Source organism: Streptomyces sp. NPDC059248 (genome assembly GCF_042753905.1).
Classification (GTDB): domain Bacteria; phylum Actinomycetota; class Actinomycetes; order Streptomycetales; family Streptomycetaceae; genus Streptomyces.
In genome coordinates, this window is the sequence record NZ_JBHYZV010000047.1 from 1 (window position 1) to 16,574 (window position 16,574).

A 16,574-nucleotide genomic window follows, 5' to 3' on the forward strand; every position below is an offset into this window, starting at 1 on the left:
ACATGGCTCGCCAGCCCCCCGCCCCCCCTCCCCCTCCCCCGCCCCGCCCACCCCACCCTCCTCGTGCCCCCCCCCACCGGTCCCCGTCTACCGCGGCCCGACGGCGCCCGATGGTAAGAGAAGGTGTCGGATGCAACAACACACCCGGGGAAGATCGGACTTCCGCCAGTGAATTCTGGCCAATTGAAACGTTTCAAGAGTGGTGGGGGAGGGGCTTGGGTAGCGCCGAGAGGTAACTGGGAAGCACTGGGAAGCGTTGGGTGGGAACTGGTGGGTTTCCGATACGGAAACCCCGTTCGAGAGGGTGTCGATGGCATCGGAATTCCGGGTGAGGGAACTCGTCCTCGGTATCGAAGGGCTGGCGCTGCTGCGTAACGCCAACGACGCGGACGACGATTTCGTGGCGCGGCGCGTCGCGGAGATCAGGAAGTTCGCGAACGGGGCGGACGAGGGGATGCCGGGCGGCGGGGCGTCGGTCGGCGAGCTGGACCCGGGCGCCGGATACGCGGCATGGGCGGGCTCCTACGACTCGTTGCCCAGCTCCTTCATCCAGGTCGAGGAGCCGATCGTGCACGGCTTCTACGACCAGGGGCCGGTCGGCACGGCGCTCGACGCCGCCTGCGGAACCGGCCGCCAGACCGTGGCGCTGGCCGCCCGCGGCTATCGCGTCATCGGGGTCGATCAATCCCCTGACATGCTGGAACAGGCCCGGAGCAAGGTGCCGGACGCGGACTTCCGAGAGGGCCGTCTGGAGAAGCTGCCGGTGGACGACGCCTCCGTCGATCTCGCCGTCTCCACGCTCGCCCTGACCCATCTGCCCGATCTGACCGACGCCGTCGCCGAGCTGGCCCGGGTGGTCAGGCCCGGCGGCCGGGTGATCGTCTCCGATCTGCACCCCTTCGTCATCAGCCTCCAGGGGCAGTGTCACTTCGTCGCGGGCGACGACGCGCTGGCGTTCGTCCGTAACCATGTCCATCTGGCGAGCGACTATCTCCGGGCATTCACGGCCGCCGGACTTGTCGTCAGGGCCTGCGTCGAGCCGCTGTTCAACGGAAGTCTGGCCCCCGGCGGATACGAGGAATACGTCGCGGAGGCGGCCAGGGCGGCCTGGCGGGACATTCCCATTGTCATCGTCTGGGAAGCCGTCAAGCCGATCGGAGGAGCGACCGCGTGAGCCCTCGGTTCGTTCTGCATTCCGAGCGTCCCGAACTCTGGGACAGAATCGACGAAGAGTTCGCCGGAATCATCCCCGAGTACAATCTGCACGGTGACATCAGCGCGACTTTCTGGAAGCGGCTCTTCGAAGATTTCCGCGACCACCAGTTCGTGCTGTACGACGAGGAGCGCGACGCGGTCCTGGGCACGGGCAGATCCCTGCCCCGGGTCTGGGACGGCACCCCCGAGGGCCTCGGCTCCGGCCTCGACGCCTCCATCGACGCGGCGTTCGCCGCGCGCGACGAGGGTCTTGTGCCGACCGCCCTGGTCGCCCTCGGTGTCGAGGTCTCCCCGGCCCACCAGGGCGGCGGCCACTCCAAGGCGCTGCTGACCCAGCTGCTCGACCTGGCCCGGCGCGACGGGCTCGACCATCTCATCGTCCCCCTGCGCCCCATCTGGAAGCACCGCTACCCCCTCGCGCCGATCGAGGAGTACGCCCACTGGACCCGTGAGGACGGCGAGCCCTTCGATCCGTGGATCCGCGCCCAGGTGCGGCTCGGCGGCACGATCACCGCGGCGATGGAACGGTCCTCCCGGATCAGCGGCACGGTCGCCGAGTGGGAGAGCTGGACCGGGATGGTCTTCCCCGGGGACGGCGACCACATCTTCCCCGAGGGGCTCGCCCCGCTGAGGGTGGACCGGGCCGCCGACCGGGCGGTCTACTGGGAACCGGCCGTCTGGGTCACCTACGACCTGCGGTAGACCGAGCCGGGAGCCGGGAGCCGGGAGCCGGGAGCCGGGAGCCGGGAGCCGGGAGCCGGGGCGGGGTCAGGACCCCGCCCCGGACCCCGGCCCGGCCTCGGCCCGGCTACTGGTCCGCGAGGGCCTCCCCGAGGCTGACGGCGGCCGACGCGTAGTCGGCCAGCAGCCCGGTGTGCCCGTGCCCCGCCTCGTGGCGCCGCTCCGGTGAGAGACCCGCCGGGCCGACCGTGGACACGGCGGCTTCCCGCAGCCGCGCCGCCGCCGGGCCCCGGGGCGGATACGGGGCCCCGGGCGCGTGGCGCCGGGCGGTGACCCGCGCCTGCCGTCCCAGCAGCACGCAGTGGATCCACAACTCGTCGGCGTAGGACTCCCCGAACACCTTCGCGATGTCCCGCGCCCACCGCCCGGCCTCCGGGCCCCGGTCGTCCAGCGTGCCGAGGGCCGTCGCCACCGCGTCCCCGCCCAGGTCCGTCCGGGGCAGCGCCTCCCGCCAGGTGAAGTGGTGGCGCGGTAGGGGCGTGTTCTCCTGGCCGGGCAGCCGGACGAAGCCCTCCCCGTACCGCATGTACGGCAGCCAGTCGAGCTCCTCCAGCACCCAGCCGTCCATCAGCAGCGGCCGGGCGTCCTCGGACCGTGTCGGGCAGACCGCGAGCCGTACCCCCTGTACGTCGCCGTGGCCGTTGATACTGCTGGTCCCGGTGTGCTCGGTGACGGTCGGCACCGCCAGCAGGGCGCTGCGGCCCCGGCCGCTCAGGAACGCCGCCATCACCTCGTCGTCGTGCCGCTCGCCGGTCGCCCGCGCGTACCGTCCGTACTCGGCCGCCACCGCGACCGGCAGGGTGATCGCCAGGGTCGGGGTGAACTCCTCGGGCGCGGCCCGCACCCAGCCCGCGCCCGCGAGGGCGGCGAGCCGGGCCGCCGCGCCGTTGCGGGCGTGCCAGTTGGTGTAGAACGCGAGGGCGTCGGCGGGGAACCGGTCGGCGCAGTGCGCCACCAGGTCGACGAAGTCGTCGGGCGCGGCGACATCGTCCTGGATCATCAGCTGGTGCGTGGCGCCGTCGGCGATCCGCGACCACGCCACCAGCGCCGTCCGCAGCGCGGACGGCGGCCCGTCCGGTTCTGGATCCATCGCCAGCCCTCCGAGCCCCAGCCGGTCGCACAACTCCTGTGCCTGGGCGCGGCGTACGGGGTGGGTCATCACGGCCGAACTGACTCGTGCACGGGCGGTGGGCATCGGGCACTCCTCCGGGCGATAGCGGTGATTGGGGGTGGCCGGCGTGTACGGGCGGACGTCGCCCGGTCCTGGCCGGCGGCGGGGCGCTCCGTCGCGTCCGTGCCGATCATGGCCAGCTGACACGGTGGTACGCGCGACGGCCCGACTACGGCCGGAAAGTGGCGGAAGGGGACCGACGACGACCGGAAATGACCGGGCGCGGCGGCGCGTACGCGGTGATAGGCGTACGGGAGCCGGGTGGGCCGAGGGCGGACGAGGTTGCCGGGCGGGCCGAAACGCGCATGACGGGGTGGTGTCGTACGGGGAGGATGGCAAAGGCTCCGCGATCGCGCCCGGCGGCGATCGTCCTCCCCGGCCACGACCGATCGGGGACCACCACCGCCCGACCATCACCCGCGGACGGCCCACCGACCTGCCGGGGCCGGGACCGGGAGCCGCCACCGAGGAGAGGCGTCACCACCATGGGAGACCCCGTGCCGTACCCCGAACTGCTGGCCCGTGTCCTGCCGGAGGGGGTGCCCGATCCGCTCACCGTCCACGAGGGGCAGTTCCATCGCGTCGTGATGGGCGCGGACCGGGTCGTGTGTTTCGCCAGGACCGGGGCGGCCGAGGCCCGGCTGCCCGCGCGGGCGGCGGCGCTGCGCGCCCTGTCCGGCATCGAACTGGGCTTCCGCGTCCCGCGACCGCTCCCTGTCCCCGTCGCGGGGGACGGGGCCGGGGAAGGGGAAGGGCCGCCGTATCTGATGCTCACCCGGATCCCCGGGGCACCGCTCGCGGCGGACACGCTCCGGAGCCCCGGGGCCTTCGAAGCGGTGGCCCGGCAGTACGCGACCCTGCTCACCGGGCTCCGTACCGCGGGCGCGGACGCCGGGCTGCGCGCCGTACTGCGCCCGGCCCCCGAGGGGGAGTGGCGGGAGTTCGCCGCCGGGACGCGCGCGTCGCTGTTCCCGCTGATGTCCGAAGCGGGCCGGACCAGGGCGGGCCGCGAACTGGCCGCCCTCGACGTCCTCACGCCCCTCACCGGAGCCGTGGTCCACGGGGATCTCGGCGGCGAGAACGTGCTGTGGGAGACGGCAGAGGAGAGGGAAGGCGAGGCTGCCGGGCCGCCGCGGTTGAGCGGTGTCGTGGACTGGGACGAGGTCTGTCTGGGCGATCCGGCCGTCGACCTGGCCGCCGTCGGTGCGAGCTACGGTGACGACCTGCTGGCCCGGGTGCGGGAGCTGGGCGGCTGGACGGACGGCGCGACGACGGACCGGATCGCGGCGATCCGGGGCACGTTCGCCCTCCAACAGGCGTTGTACGGCCTGCGGGACGGCGACGACGCGGAGGTCGCCGACGGTCTCACCGGCTACCGGTAGCCCCCGGACGCCGGACGACGGCGGCGTCCGGGCTCATGGCAGGGGTGTGCCGCGACCCCGCGCGCGGGCCCCGGTGACCCGCCCCCCTTCGCAACGGGGCGTCCCGGGAGCCCGCTCCGGTCTCGGACAGGAGGGCTCGTCGTCCTCCGGACGGTGGAGCAGGGCCGCCCGGAGCCATAACGCGGTGGCGCCCGCGAGCACTCCGCAGACGGCTAACCGGATCTCCTGCGCCACCGGGAGGAGCAACTGGACGACGGCCGCCTCCGCGGCCAGAAAGAGGACGGCGGCGGCGACGAGCGCGCGACGTCGGTTCCGGTTCATACCCGGGCCCTTCCGGTCGGTACGCCTCGGCGGGAGTCCGCCGGGCGAACGTCCTATACCCACCAGGCGTCCGGCTGACGCGGTATCAGGCACCGAGCGCGCGAGCACCGTTCCGGAAGACCTCCGCGAAGGGGTGGTGTGGGGCGCTTCAACAGCCCTCGATCACACCGGTGACCAGGTGCGGGGCAGGTGGGAGCGTTGACCGGTGCGGGTCGGGTGTGTGATTCCGGTTCGGGTTTCGGGCCGTACACGGACGAGGGTCCGAAACGAAACGACTCGATCCGTACCGAGCGGAATCGATCCGTATCGAGCGGAACCGGACCGGTGGCGAGCCGGCTCGGCTCGGTTCGGTTCGTGGCGCAGCACGGTCCGGTTGCCTGCGGGAGGCACCGGGTGGCACCGGGCGGGGCCACGCGGCGGAAGGGGCGCGGGCGGCGCGGCGGAGAACGATCCGCGGCGCCCGCGCCCCTTCGGCCCGAAGGCCGGTCCGCTCAGGGGCCGACCATCGCCAGCGCCTGGTCCAGGGCCTGGAGGAACCGGTTCGTCGTCGCCCGGTCCCGGACCGCGATCCGGATCCAGCCGGGTCCCAGGCCGGGGAACGTGTCGCCGCGCCGGGTCGCGAACCCGAGCCGCCGCAGCCGCTCCCGTACCTGCGCGCCCCGCCGTACGTGCAGCAGCACGAACGACGCCTCCGCCGCCGCCACCACCCGTACCTCCTCGAACTCCGCCAGTCCGGCCAGCAGATGGGCGCGTTCCACGGCGATCCGCCGGGCCGCCTGCTCGGCCTCCTTCAGGGCCGCCGGGTCCATACACGCCTCGGCCGCCGCGAGCGCCGGGGTCGACACCGGCCACAGCGGCTGGGCCCGCTCCAGGGCGCGTACCGTGCCCGGATCCGCGAGGACGTACCCGATCCGCAGGCCCGCCAGACCCCAGGTCTTGGTGAGGCTGCGCAGCACGATCAGGCCGGGGACATCGGTACGGTCCGCCAGGGTCTGGACCTCGTCCGGTACGGCGTCCATGAACGCCTCGTCGACCACCAGCAGCCGGCCGGGCCTGGCCAGCGCGGCGATCGCGGACGCCGGGTGCAGCACGGATGTCGGGTTGGTCGGATTGCCGACCACCACCAGGTCCGCGTCCTCGGGCACCCGCGCGGGGTCGAGGCCGAAGCCCTCGGCCTCGCGCAGCAGCAGCCGGGACACCTCGAACCCGGCATCCCTGAGGGCCGCCTCCGGTTCGGTGAACTGGGGGTGGACGACCAGGGGCCGGTGCACGCCCAGCTCCCGGGCGACCCGGGCGATCAGGACGAACGCCTCGGCCGCCCCGGCCGTCAGCAGCACCCGCTGCGGGGCGAGCCCGTGCCGCTCGGCGACGGCGGCCCGGGCGGCACGGCCGTCCGGATAGGCCGCCAGGGACGCCAGCGAATCGGCGATCCGGTCGCGCAGCCACGGCGGGGGAGTGCCGGTCCGCACATTCACCGCGAGGTCGGTCAGGCCCGCAGCGGCGTCCCGCATCTCCGCGTCACCGTGGTGGCGCAGGTCGAATGGGTCAGTGGGCGTGTGCATGGCTGCCGTGTCGGCCGAGTCCCCCGCCGATGTCCTGTCCCCCGTGTCCGCCCGTTCGTCTGTGCTCATCGTGCCCGTCGTGCCCATCGTGTGCGCTGATATTGCCGTGCTGGCCGTGTTCGTCATGCCTGTCGTACCCGTTGTGGGTGTCGTGCCCGCGATCCGCTTCCCGGGGCGCGCCGTCCGCCGGGCCGTCCGCCTTGCCTTCGGAGGGGTCTCCGGCCGGATCGACGGCCCCGGCCGTCACCACATCCGCCTCCGGATGGTCCGCGGCCCAGCGCGCCGTCTGCTTGGCCACCCGCTCCGGCAGGGCGCCGGTGAGGGGGACGTACGGTACGACGACGATCCGGCGCGACCCCGAGCGCAGACAGCGGTCGAGACCGCTCGGCACATCGGGTACGGCGAGGGAGACGTACGCGGTCTCCACCGCCGCGTACCCCCCGCGCCGTGACAGCCGCGCGGCCGTCTCCCGTACCCCGGGCTCGCCGTTCCGGCCGGTCGATCCCCGGCCGACCAGCAGAATCGTCACATCGGACCGGTCGGCCACGGCCGTCCCGCCCGGTTCACCGGCGGTTGCGCCGAGCGCTTCGGCGATCGACCGCTCCTCGGCACCGGTGTCGTCCCGGGCGCCGAGGCCGGCTATCAGCAGTACGGGCGGGGTGTTCACGCGTTCTCCTCGATCAGGGGGAAGGGGCGGTGCGGCAGGGGGTGGAGCGCGGACGCGACGGTGTCGCCGGGGCGGCGGACCGCCTCGCGCCGGGCTCGGGGCATGCGGTACGGCTCCCGCTCGATCGGGTGGACGGCACGGCTCATGAGTCGACTCCGGGGTGAGGGTGGGGGGTTGCGAGAGGGCACCGGACGACGGTGCGGCGGTCGAACGGACGGAGACGGAGGCGGAGACGGAGGTGGAGACGGTGGGGGGACGTACGACGGGGAACCCGCCGGGGGATGGCCGAAGGACGACGGTCCCACGGCGGACACCAAAAACGGAACCCGGCTTGGCACTTCGCCCGCGTCCGGGGATTCCGACGGACTCCGGTGGATTCCGGTGGATTCCGGGGGAGTACCCGTCCGGCGGCCTCCCAAGCACCGGGCACTTCCGCCCGCCGCCCGTGCCCCGGCGTACCCGGGAACACCTGCCCTGCCACGACCCGTCGCGAGCGCTCCCGGAGTACGCCGGGGCGTACGGTACGGCTCGCCCGCCGGGCCTGACGAGCCAGGCATCCGGCGTATCCCCCGACGCGGCTGGTCCGCGAGGCCCGGAGGGCCCGAACGTGCCGCCGGGCACCGGCCGCCGGGAGCCTGCCGGACCGTTTCCGCGGGTCCTCCGGAACGTGCCGCCAAGCACCGGTGGGCGCCCCCGTCCTGGGGGCGCCGGGTCTCCGCGGCGGTGGGGTGTCCGCCGTCATGACTGCCACCGGTGGCCGCGCGGGGTCACCGCGTGGCCCGCGAGCGCGCGGGTGGCCGTGTTGCCGACCGTCACGACGGTCATCATGTCCACGCACGCCGGATCCACTCGGCCCAAGGTGGTCAGTCGGCCGGAATCATCCGGCCGCGACGCGTTTCGGACGATCATCACCGGCGTGTCGGACGGCCGGTGCTCCGCCAGAGCGCCCAGCGCCCTCACCCACTCCCCGTCACGCCCCCCGCCGCACGGGCCGTAGAGCGTCACGGCCGCGCCCGTCGTCGCCGCGGCCCGTACCCGGCGCTCGACGGATCCCCACGGCGCGTAGGCATCGGCCAGCGCGACGCAGACGTGTTCCGGCCCTTCCCGCCCGGGTCCGGCCGACCCGGCCGCCGTCGCCGCCCGGACCCCGGGGACAACGACGACGTCAACGACATCGACGGCGTCCGTCGGGTACGCCCCCGCGTCACCGTTGCCGATCAGCGCCACCGCGTGCCCGGCCACGGCCCGTTCCACCGCCGTACGGCACCGTTCGTCGTCCGCGGTCCCGCCCGGCGCCAGGAACAGGGTGCCCGGCCGCAGCAGCTCGCGGATCCGGGCCGCGTACCGCTCCGGCCCCACCACGACGGACGCCCGGCGCAGTTCGGCGACCGCGTGCGGGGTGAGCGGGTCCATGGCGGCGCCCGGGCCCGTACCGAGGACGGCGAGCCGTCCGCGCGGCGCCCGGCGCACCACCGCGCACGTCGCATCGGCCGGCCGCCCCGGGGGCGCCGACTTCCGCTTCGGTACGAGCAGTTCACCGCCGTCCGCCAGGGCCGCCGCCTCCGCCACCGACGGGGTTCCGACGGCCGCCAGCGACGCTTCGGACGGGTGCGGTACGGCGATCCCCGCGAGCCGCTCCGCCGGATACGCCACCAGGGGCACCCCCAGCGACTCCGCCGCGCCCAGCAGGCCCGGCTCCCCGGCCTTCGCGTCCACCGTCGCGAGCCGGGCGACGCTCAGCGGCGAAAGGCCCGCGTCGCGCAAGGCGTCCCGGACGAGTCCGACGACCTCTTCGGCGGACACCCCGCGGGCCGCGCCGACGCCCACGACCAGCGACGGCGGGCGCAGGACCGCCGTCGCCGGGCCGAGGCGGCGGCCGAGGTCGAGGTCGAGGTCGAGGTCGACCAGCCGGTCCGTGATCCGGAGAACGGCGTCGCCCGGCATCCCGGCGGCCACATTCGGCGGCAGGGGTGGCAACGGGTGTACGGCGTCCGGCCGCAGCTCGACCGGGGCACCGGCCGCCACGGCCCCGGACACGGCGGCGACGGCGCCCTCCACGGGCAGCCCGGGCCACCAGGCGGCGTCGCCAGGGGCCCGTACGGCATCGGACACGAGGTCGGGCGGGGGTTCTGACATGGGAGAGTCCTCCGGGGCTCCCGGAATCCGGGTCACGGTCTCACTCCCGCGGTCTCACGGACCATGGTTCGCGACGGCGCGGGCCCGGGGCTCCCGGTGTTCGGACAATCGGGTGAAGGGGGCGGGTGTGAGGGAGATATGAGGGGCACAATCCGCTAGCAAGGGCGCATGGCGGTGTTCGTCGCGCTCGGCGCGTTCCTGATGACGCTGGTCGGCGGCTGGGCGGCCCATCGCGTCACCGACCGCCGTCACCTCGTCCTGGGGCTGGCGGGCGGGCTGATGCTCGGAGTCGTCGGCCTCGATCTGCTGCCGGAGGCGCTGGAGGCGGCCGGGCCACCGGTCTTCGGCGTCCCCCAGGCCCTGTTGCTGTTCGTCGGCGGCTTCCTCGCCGCGCATCTGGTGGAACGTCTCCTCGCCGTACGCAGCGCCTCGCACGGCGCGAAGGAACCCGCCACCGCCCCCGTGCCCGGCGGCACACCCGGGGCCGGCCCGACCGGACCCGGCGGGCGCCCCCGGGTCCCCCAGATCGGACTCACGGCCGCCGCCGCGATGGTGGGCCACAGCCTGATGGACGGCATCGCGATCGGCGCCGCCTTCCAGGTCGGCGAGGCGATGGGGCTGACCGTCGCCCTCGCGGTCGTCGCCCACGACTTCGCCGACGGCTTCAACACCTACACACTCACCAGCGCCTACGGGAACACCCGCAAGAAGGCGCTCGCGATGCTCTTCGCCGACGCCTGCGCCCCGGTCGTCGGGGCGGCGTCGACCCTGCTGTTCACCATCCCGGTCGAGGCCCTCGGCGCGTACCTCGGCTTCTTCGGCGGCGCCCTGCTCTATCTCGCCGCCGCCGAGATCCTGCCCGAGGCGCATCACACCCACCCCGCACGCTCCACCCTGCTCTGCACGGTCGGCGGGGTCGCCTTCATCTGGCTGGTGGTGGGACTCGGCCAGTGACCCCGCCGCCCACGGGGGAGGGCGGCCCGGCGTCACGGGCGGTTGGAAAAACGATTCTGCAAAGCCGTCGGCCGCTGTGGCGGACACGGGGGACACCGGCGACACGGAGGACGAGGCCGTCGCACGGTCGACGCCCCCGCCCCCGGCCGCCACGGCTCCGAACCCTGTCCCCGTCCCCGTCCCCGCCCGTTCGTTCATCGGACGCATCTCTCCACGAAGCGCCGGGCGACACCGGGCGTGGCCGCCCAGTGCGTATGGAGATAACTGGCGTGCACACCACCCTGGACGAACCCCTCGGTCCGCCGCTCGGGCCGCAGCAACCCCCACGCGGGCGCGGCGCCCGCGCCCGGCTCGACCACGGTCCGGTGGAACTCGTGGCCCCGGATCCTGGTACCCGCGACGGCCAGCGCGCTGTCGCCGACGGCGACGGCCTCCCGGTAGCCGAGGGTCAGCCGCTTCGTCATCCGGGCGTCGGCGTCGAGCACCCCGCACATGGGCAGCCCGTCCAGCGACCGGGTCAGATACAGCAGCCCCGCGCATTCGGCGGCCACGGGACGGCCCTCACGGGCGAACGCCGCGACGGCCCGCCGCATGGGCTCGTTCGCGGACAGCGCGTCCGCGTACACCTCGGGGAACCCGCCCCCGACGACGATCCCCGCCGCGCCGTCGGGCAGCGCCTCGTCCCGTACGGGATCGAAGACCACGACCTCCGCGCCGTACGCCCGCAGCAGCTCGACGTTCTCCGCGTAACCGAAGGTGAACGCCGCGCCCCCGGCGACGGCGACCACCACCCGCCGCTCCCCCGGCCCCCGCACGGGCCCGGAGCCCTGCCCGTCCCGGATGAGCGGGCCGGATCCGGCGGAACGCCCGGGCCCGACGGCACCCGCCGCGCCCGGTCCGACGCCACCCGCCGCGCCCGGCGTTCCGCCGCCGAAGGACACCTCCGATGCCCCCGCGTGCCGCGCCCCGGCCGCGACCGGCACACTCTCCGCCGAGCGCGCCACGGGCGTCCCCGCGGCCGGCGGCCCGACCGCCGCGGCGGGCTCCCCGGCCGGTTCCGGGCTCCAGGCCGGGGTGATCAGCGGGGGCGCCGAGCGGGCCAGGGCCAGCAGGCCCGGGAGGTCGCAGTGCGCCCGTACCAGAGCGGCCACCGCCGCCACCGCCGCCGTCGCGTCCGCGCTCCGCTCCGCCACCGGCACCAGACCCAGATGGCGCGACGGCGTCGCCACCTCCGGCCCCCGGGGCAGTGCCCCCAGGACCGGGACACCCACGGACTCCAGCGCGTCCCGCAACAGCTCCTCGTGGCGCGGCGACCCCACCTTGTTGAGGAGGATCCCCCCGATCCTGACCTCCGGGTCCCACGACACGAAGCCGTGCACCAGCGCCGCCACCGACCGCGACTGCGACGACGCGTCGACGACCAGGACCACCGGCGCCCGCAGCAGCTTCGCGACATGGGCCGTCGACGCCAGCTCACCCAGCCCCGACGCCCCGTCGTAGAGGCCCATCACGCCCTCCACGACGGCCAGGTCGCAGCCCGCCGAGCCATGGGCGAACAACGGCGCCACCAGCTCGGGCCCGCTCAGATAGGCGTCCAGATTCCGGCCCGGCCGCCCGGTGGCCAGCGCGTGGTACCCCGGGTCGATGTAGTCCGGGCCGACCTTGTGCGGTGACACCGCGAGCCCGGCCTCCGCGAACGCGGCCATCAGCCCGGTCGCCACCATGGTCTTGCCGCTGCCCGAAGCGGGCGCCGCGACGACGAGACGTGCTACCACTCGATGCCCCGCTGGCCCTTCTGCCCCGCGTCCATGGGGTGCTTCACCTTCGTCATCTCCGTCACCAGATCCGCGAACGACAACAGCTCGTCGGGGGCGTTCCGGCCCGTGATCACCACATGCTGGTTGCCCGGCCGGTCCCGCAGCACCGAGATCACCTCCTCGGTGTCCACCCACCCCCAGTGCAGCGGATACGCGAACTCGTCGAGGACGTACAGCCGGTACGCCTCCCGGGACAGATCCCGCTTGACCTGTTCCCAGCCCTCCCGGGCCGCCTCCTCGTTGCTGAACTGCCGGTCGCGCTGCACCCACGACCAGCCCTCGCCCATCTTGTGCCAGTCCACGGCGCCGCCCTCACCGGTCGCGCCGAGCACCTTCAGCGCCCGCTCCTCACCGACCTTCCACTTCGCCGACTTGACGAACTGGAACACCCCGACCGGCCAGCCCTGGTTCCAGGCTCGCAACGCGAGCCCGAACGCGGCCGTCGACTTCCCCTTGCCCACACCCGTATGCACCATGACCAGCGGCCTGGCACGGCGCTGCCGGGTGGTGAGTCCGTCGTCCGGAACGACGGACGGCTGTCCCTGCGGCATCAGCTCACGCTGCCTTTCTGCTGTCACCAGCGGTTCGAACGTCCTTCACCAGACCGGCGATCGCCTCGGCCCGCAGCCCGTCGAGGGTCACGGCGGTACCGCCCAGCTCACCCGCGAGCCCCCGCGCCAGCCCCAGCCGGACCGGACCGGACTCGCAGTCCACGACCACCGACGCCGTCCCGTCGGCGGCGTGCAGCCGGGCCGCCCGGGACGCCAGCGCCACCGGCTCAGGACCACCGGTCGCCCGGCCGTCGGTCACCACGACCAGCAGCGGACGCCGCGACGGATCGCGCAACCGCTCCACCCGCAGGACGTCATGGGCCTTCAGCAGCCCCGCCGCCAGCGGCGTACGCCCCCCGGTCGGCAGCCGGTCCAGCCGGGCCGCCGCCGCGTCCACCGAACTCGTCGGCGGCAGCGCCAGCTCCGCCTCCCGGCCCCGGAACGTCACCAGACCGACCTTGTCCCGGCGCTGATAGGCGTCCAGCAGCAGCGACAGCACCGCGCCCTTGACCGCGCCCATCCGCTGCCGGGCCGCCATCGACCCCGAAGCGTCCACCACGAACAGCACCAGATTGGACTCCCGGCCCTCCCGGACCGACTGTCGGAGGTCCTCCCGGCGCACCACGAGACCCGGACCGCCGCGTCCCCGGGCCCGCTGATGCGGCGCCGCCGCCCGTATCGTCGCGGCCAGATGCAGCCGTCCCAGAGCGCCCCGGGGACGGCGCGACCCCGTCGTCCTGCCGTGCTCGGCCCGCGCCCGTGACCTGCGGCCCGCGGCCCCCTCACCCGTACCGGGCACGGTCAGCGCCTTCGTACGGAACGGCTCACCGGAGGCCACCGGGCGCCGCTCCCCGCCGCCGGACGGCGCGGCCCCCGCACCGCCCTCCGGCGGGGCGTCCCCCTCGGAGCCCTCCTCCTCGCGCTCGCGCGGCGCGTCGTCCCGGCCGTCCGTTCCGTCCCGCTCGTCGGGCGCGTCGGGCGCGCCCGGAGGAGGCGGCGGCGCCCCGCCACCCCCGTCGGGACCACCCCCGTCGGGACCGTCGCCGTCCGTCCCGTCCCCACCGGGGTCCGGGTCGTCGTCGGGTCCTTCACCGGGGTCGGCGAACCGCTCCAGCGTCTCGTCGAGCTTCTCCTCGTCCAGGCCGGGCGCGTCGAAGGGATTGCGCCGCCGCCGGTGGGGGAGCGCCAGCAGGGCCGCCCGCCGGACGTCCTCCTCCAGCACGTCCTCCCGGCCCGCCCACGCCGCCAGCGCCGTCGCCGTCCGGGCCATCACGATGTCCGCCCGCATACCGTCGACCTCGAACGCCGCACAGGTCGCGGCTATCTGCCGCAGCGCGCCGTCCCCGAGCCGTACCCGCGGCAACCGGGCGCGCGCGGCCGTGATCCGCTCCCGCAGCGCCTCCTCGTCGCCCGCCCAGCGCGCGGCGAAAGCCGCCGGGTCGTCGTCGAACGCCAGCCTGCGCCGTACGACCTCCACCCGCTGCTCCGGCTCCCGGGACGCCGTCACCTCGACGGTCAGCCCGAACCGGTCCAGCAGCTGCGGACGCAGCTCGCCCTCCTCCGGGTTCATCGTCCCGACCAGCAGGAAACGGGCCGCGTGCCGGACCGAGACGCCCTCGCGCTCCACATACGAGGCACCCATCGCGGCCGCGTCCAGCAGCACGTCCACCAGATGGTCGTGGAGGAGGTTGACCTCGTCGACGTAGAGGATGCCGCGGTGCGCGTCGGCGAGCAGACCGGGTTCGAAGGACTTCACCCCCTCCGCCAGGGCCCGCTCGATGTCGAGCGCGCCCACCAGCCGGTCCTCGGAAGCGCCCACCGGCAGCTCCACCATCCGCGCGGGCCGCTCATCGCCCGTGCCGGGCTCGTGCGGGCCGTCGGGACAGCCCCGGTCGGGCTCCCGGGGGTCGCAGGAGAACCGGCAGCCCGGCACTACCGCGACCGACGGCAGCAGCGCCGCCAGCGCCCGGACCGCGGTGGACTTCGCGGTCCCCTTCTCGCCGCGCACCAGCACCCCGCCGACCCGCGGTGAGACCGCGTTCAGCAGCAGCGCCAGCCGCAGATCGTCCTGGCCGACGAGGGCCGTGAACGGATAGGGCATCGTGCTCATGCCTCCCCCTCCGGGGCGTTGTCCGGTTTCTGATCGTCGTATCGCCGCGATCGCGGCATCCCGGCGACGGGACCGGGCGCCGGCGGCACCGGCCCGGACGTCGACGGCACCGGCTCGGGCGCCGACGCCGTCTGCGCGGATACCGATGGCACCGGCCCGGACGTCGACGGCACCGGCTCGGATGCCGATGGCACCGAACCGGGCGCCGAAGGGACGGGACCCGGCTCCGACGGAATCGGCTCGGGCGTTCCGGGCGCGCCGGGCGGTACGAACGGCAGACCGGGCGGCGGGCCGCCCTCGATCAGGCGCAGCAGCCCGTCCGTGTCGGCGTGCTCCTCGATCAGCTCGCCCAGCCGGTCCAGCTGCTCCTCGCGCAGCGCGTCGAACGAGGTGTCGGGAGCGGGCACGAAGCGCCGCCCCGCCGCCTCGGCCACCCGCCGCAGGAACGCCCGCCGGAAGCCGTCGCTCTCCAGCGACCCGTGCCAATGCGTGCCCCACACCTCCCCGACACGGCAGCCGTCGAGGAACGGCTCGCCCCCGAGGACCTCGGCGACCCCGTGATGGATCTCGTACCCCTCGACGGGCTCGCCGAGCGCGGAACCCGAGGGCCGCGCCAGGGTCTTGGCGGCCGCGAACCTGACCCGTACCGGAAGGAGTCCGAGCCCCTCCACCGCACCGGCCCGGGACTCGACCTCGTCCTCGATGTGCTCGCCCAGGAGCTGGAAGCCGCCGCAGATCCCCAGCACCGGACGGCGGTCGGCGGCCCGGCGCGCCAGCGCGTCCGCGAGACCCCTGCGGCGCAGCCAGTCCAGCGCCCTGACCGTGCCCCGGGTGCCCGGCACGACCACGAGATCGGCGTCCACCAGCTCCTCGGGCCGGTCCACGAACCGCACGACCACACCGGGCTCGGCCGCCAGCGCGTCGACATCGGTGAAGTTGGACATCAACGGCACCGCGCAGACCGCGATCCGCAGGATCTCCGCGCCCACCGGCGGCGCCACCATCGACTCGCGGACCGCGCCCCGCAGCGACACCCGCAGCCCGTCCTCCTCGTCGATACCGAGACCGTGGGCGTACGGCAGCACCCCGTAGAACGGGCGGCCCGTCACCGACGTCAGCATGTCGAGCCCCGGCCGCAGCAGCCCCACGTCCCCCCGGAACTTATTGATCAGATACCCCGCCACATGACGCTGGTCCACCGCGTCCAGCAGGGCCGTCGTACCGAAGAAGGAGGCGAAGACCCCACCGCGGTCGATGTCGCCGACCACCAGCACCGGGAGGTCGGCCGCCCGCGCGACCCCCATGTTCACCAGGTCCGTACGGCGCAGATTGATCTCCGCGGGACTGCCGGCGCCCTCGCAGATCACGGCGTCGTACGTGCTCCGCAGCTCCTCCAGGCACTCCAGCACCGTGGTCAGCAGCTCGGAACGCCGCCCACCGCGGCCGAAATAGCCCTGGGCGCTCATCTCGCCGACCGCCCTGCCCAGCAGCACCACCTGACTCGTCCGGTCGCCCCCCGGCTTCAGCAGCACCGGATTCATCAGGGCGCTCGGCTCGATCCGCGCCGCGCGCGCCTGCATGGCCTGCGCCCGGCCGATCTCCGCGCCGTCCCGGGTCACGAACGAGTTCAAGGACATGTTCTGCCCCTTGAACGGCGCGACCTTCACGCCCCGGCCCGCCAGCCAGCGGCAGATCCCCGCCGTGACGACGCTCTTGCCCGCGTCCGACGTCGTCCCGGCGACCAGCAACCCGCCGCCCCGCTTCCGTCCGGCCATCGCCGCCACCCCCTTCCGTCCTGATCGGATGCCTCGTGCGAGGCCGTGCCCGAAATCCCCGACCGATGTCTCGTGCCCGGACCGTTCGGTCCACGCGTCCGGAACCCCATGCTGGGGCCTCGTACCAACATCCCGTCGGCCCCTGTGGGCTACCGCCCCTTTGTGGAAAACT

14 protein-coding genes are annotated in these 16,574 nt (G+C 74.5%); 4 read left to right on the top strand and 10 right to left on the bottom strand.

The window, feature by feature from the left end; all coding sequences use genetic code 11:
- Window positions 1–310 precede the first annotated feature (310 nt).
- Window positions 311–1,174: a class I SAM-dependent methyltransferase gene (locus ACFXG1_RS20660; protein ID WP_384723545.1), complete on the top strand. Its 864-nt coding sequence runs from the start codon at window positions 311–313 to the stop codon at window positions 1,172–1,174.
- On the top strand, window positions 1,171–1,917 hold the full coding sequence (locus ACFXG1_RS20665) for a GNAT family N-acetyltransferase (protein WP_384723548.1): 747 nt from the start codon (window positions 1,171–1,173) through the stop codon (window positions 1,915–1,917). The genes ACFXG1_RS20660 and ACFXG1_RS20665 overlap by 4 nt, the downstream gene beginning before the upstream one ends.
- 106 nt (window positions 1,918–2,023) lie before the next feature.
- On the opposite strand, the gene ACFXG1_RS20670 is transcribed toward ACFXG1_RS20665, so the two are convergent.
- Window positions 2,024–3,151, bottom strand: coding sequence for a hypothetical protein (locus tag ACFXG1_RS20670; RefSeq protein WP_384743997.1), 1,128 nt, complete (start codon window positions 3,149–3,151; stop codon window positions 2,024–2,026).
- A 461-nt stretch (window positions 3,152–3,612) separates the two neighbouring features.
- On the opposite strand from ACFXG1_RS20670, the gene ACFXG1_RS20675 reads away from it, so the two are divergent.
- On the top strand, window positions 3,613–4,509 hold the full coding sequence (locus tag ACFXG1_RS20675) for an aminoglycoside phosphotransferase family protein (RefSeq protein WP_384743999.1): 897 nt from the start codon (window positions 3,613–3,615) through the stop codon (window positions 4,507–4,509).
- 33 nt (window positions 4,510–4,542) lie between these two features.
- Here the strand turns inward: ACFXG1_RS20675 and ACFXG1_RS20680 are convergent, their stop codons facing one another.
- The 5 genes from ACFXG1_RS20680 to ACFXG1_RS20700 form a co-directional block, all read right to left on the bottom strand.
- A complete protein-coding gene (locus ACFXG1_RS20680) occupies window positions 4,543–4,830 on the bottom strand; it encodes a hypothetical protein (protein WP_384744001.1) in 288 nt (95 codons plus the stop codon).
- Window positions 4,831–5,321: 491 nt separating this feature from the next.
- On the bottom strand, window positions 5,322–6,392 hold the full coding sequence (gene cobC / locus ACFXG1_RS20685; RefSeq protein ID WP_384723654.1) for an Rv2231c family pyridoxal phosphate-dependent protein CobC: 1,071 nt from the start codon (window positions 6,390–6,392) through the stop codon (window positions 5,322–5,324).
- Window positions 6,376–7,059 carry a CbiX/SirB N-terminal domain-containing protein gene (locus tag ACFXG1_RS20690; RefSeq protein WP_384744004.1) on the bottom strand — a complete coding sequence of 228 codons (684 nt, stop codon included), beginning with the start codon at window positions 7,057–7,059 and terminating at the stop codon, window positions 6,376–6,378. The genes cobC and ACFXG1_RS20690 overlap by 17 nt, the downstream gene beginning before the upstream one ends.
- The gene (locus ACFXG1_RS20695) at window positions 7,056–7,205 is read right to left on the bottom strand and encodes a hypothetical protein (protein WP_384744006.1); all 150 of its coding nucleotides are present in this window, start codon (window positions 7,203–7,205) and stop codon (window positions 7,056–7,058) included. The genes ACFXG1_RS20690 and ACFXG1_RS20695 overlap by 4 nt, the downstream gene beginning before the upstream one ends.
- Before the next feature lie 592 nt (window positions 7,206–7,797).
- Window positions 7,798–9,195 carry a cobalamin biosynthesis protein gene (locus ACFXG1_RS20700; protein WP_384744008.1) on the bottom strand — a complete coding sequence of 466 codons (1,398 nt, stop codon included), beginning with the start codon at window positions 9,193–9,195 and terminating at the stop codon, window positions 7,798–7,800.
- Window positions 9,196–9,363: 168 nt separating this feature from the next.
- On the opposite strand from ACFXG1_RS20700, the gene ACFXG1_RS20705 reads away from it, so the two are divergent.
- Window positions 9,364–10,149, top strand: coding sequence for a ZIP family metal transporter (locus ACFXG1_RS20705; RefSeq protein WP_384744010.1), 786 nt, complete (start codon window positions 9,364–9,366; stop codon window positions 10,147–10,149).
- Between the two features lie 194 nt (window positions 10,150–10,343).
- On the opposite strand, the gene ACFXG1_RS20710 is transcribed toward ACFXG1_RS20705, so the two are convergent.
- From ACFXG1_RS20710 to ACFXG1_RS20725, 4 genes are read right to left on the bottom strand one after another with little or no spacing between them, the layout of a single operon-like run.
- Window positions 10,344–11,924, bottom strand: a complete 1,581-nt coding sequence (locus tag ACFXG1_RS20710; RefSeq protein WP_384744012.1) for a cobyrinate a,c-diamide synthase — start codon at window positions 11,922–11,924, stop codon at window positions 10,344–10,346.
- Window positions 11,918–12,517 (bottom strand): cob(I)yrinic acid a,c-diamide adenosyltransferase, encoded by a 600-nt coding sequence (cobO, locus tag ACFXG1_RS20715; protein WP_384744049.1) that lies wholly within the window; start codon window positions 12,515–12,517, stop codon window positions 11,918–11,920. The genes ACFXG1_RS20710 and cobO overlap by 7 nt, the downstream gene beginning before the upstream one ends.
- 4 nt (window positions 12,518–12,521) lie before the next feature.
- Window positions 12,522–14,627 carry a putative cobaltochelatase gene (locus ACFXG1_RS20720; protein ID WP_384722551.1) on the bottom strand — a complete coding sequence of 702 codons (2,106 nt, stop codon included), beginning with the start codon at window positions 14,625–14,627 and terminating at the stop codon, window positions 12,522–12,524.
- Window positions 14,624–16,402, bottom strand: coding sequence for a cobyric acid synthase (locus tag ACFXG1_RS20725; RefSeq protein ID WP_384744014.1), 1,779 nt, complete (start codon window positions 16,400–16,402; stop codon window positions 14,624–14,626). Before ACFXG1_RS20725 ends, ACFXG1_RS20720 begins: the two co-directional genes overlap by 4 nt.
- Window positions 16,403–16,574 lie beyond the last annotated feature (172 nt).

What these genes read in the sequence shown, in the direction of transcription:
- cobO (WP_384744049.1), bottom strand. Translation starts at nt 12,517, where the DNA reads ATGCCGCAGGGACAGCCGTCCGTCGTTCCGGACGACGGACTCACCACC.
- ACFXG1_RS20695 (WP_384744006.1), bottom strand. Translation starts at nt 7,205, where the DNA reads ATGAGCCGTGCCGTCCACCCGATCGAGCGGGAGCCGTACCGCATGCCC.
- ACFXG1_RS20725 (WP_384744014.1), bottom strand. Translation starts at nt 16,402, where the DNA reads ATGGCCGGACGGAAGCGGGGCGGCGGGTTGCTGGTCGCCGGGACGACG.
- cobC (WP_384723654.1), bottom strand. Translation starts at nt 6,392, where the DNA reads ATGCACACGCCCACTGACCCATTCGACCTGCGCCACCACGGTGACGCG.
- ACFXG1_RS20720 (WP_384722551.1), bottom strand. Translation starts at nt 14,627, where the DNA reads ATGAGCACGATGCCCTATCCGTTCACGGCCCTCGTCGGCCAGGACGAT.
- ACFXG1_RS20705 (WP_384744010.1), top strand. Translation starts at nt 9,364, where the DNA reads ATGGCGGTGTTCGTCGCGCTCGGCGCGTTCCTGATGACGCTGGTCGGC.
- ACFXG1_RS20670 (WP_384743997.1), bottom strand. Translation starts at nt 3,151, where the DNA reads ATGCCCACCGCCCGTGCACGAGTCAGTTCGGCCGTGATGACCCACCCC.
- ACFXG1_RS20680 (WP_384744001.1), bottom strand. Translation starts at nt 4,830, where the DNA reads ATGAACCGGAACCGACGTCGCGCGCTCGTCGCCGCCGCCGTCCTCTTT.
- ACFXG1_RS20660 (WP_384723545.1), top strand. Translation starts at nt 311, where the DNA reads ATGGCATCGGAATTCCGGGTGAGGGAACTCGTCCTCGGTATCGAAGGG.
- ACFXG1_RS20700 (WP_384744008.1), bottom strand. Translation starts at nt 9,195, where the DNA reads ATGTCAGAACCCCCGCCCGACCTCGTGTCCGATGCCGTACGGGCCCCT.
- ACFXG1_RS20675 (WP_384743999.1), top strand. Translation starts at nt 3,613, where the DNA reads ATGGGAGACCCCGTGCCGTACCCCGAACTGCTGGCCCGTGTCCTGCCG.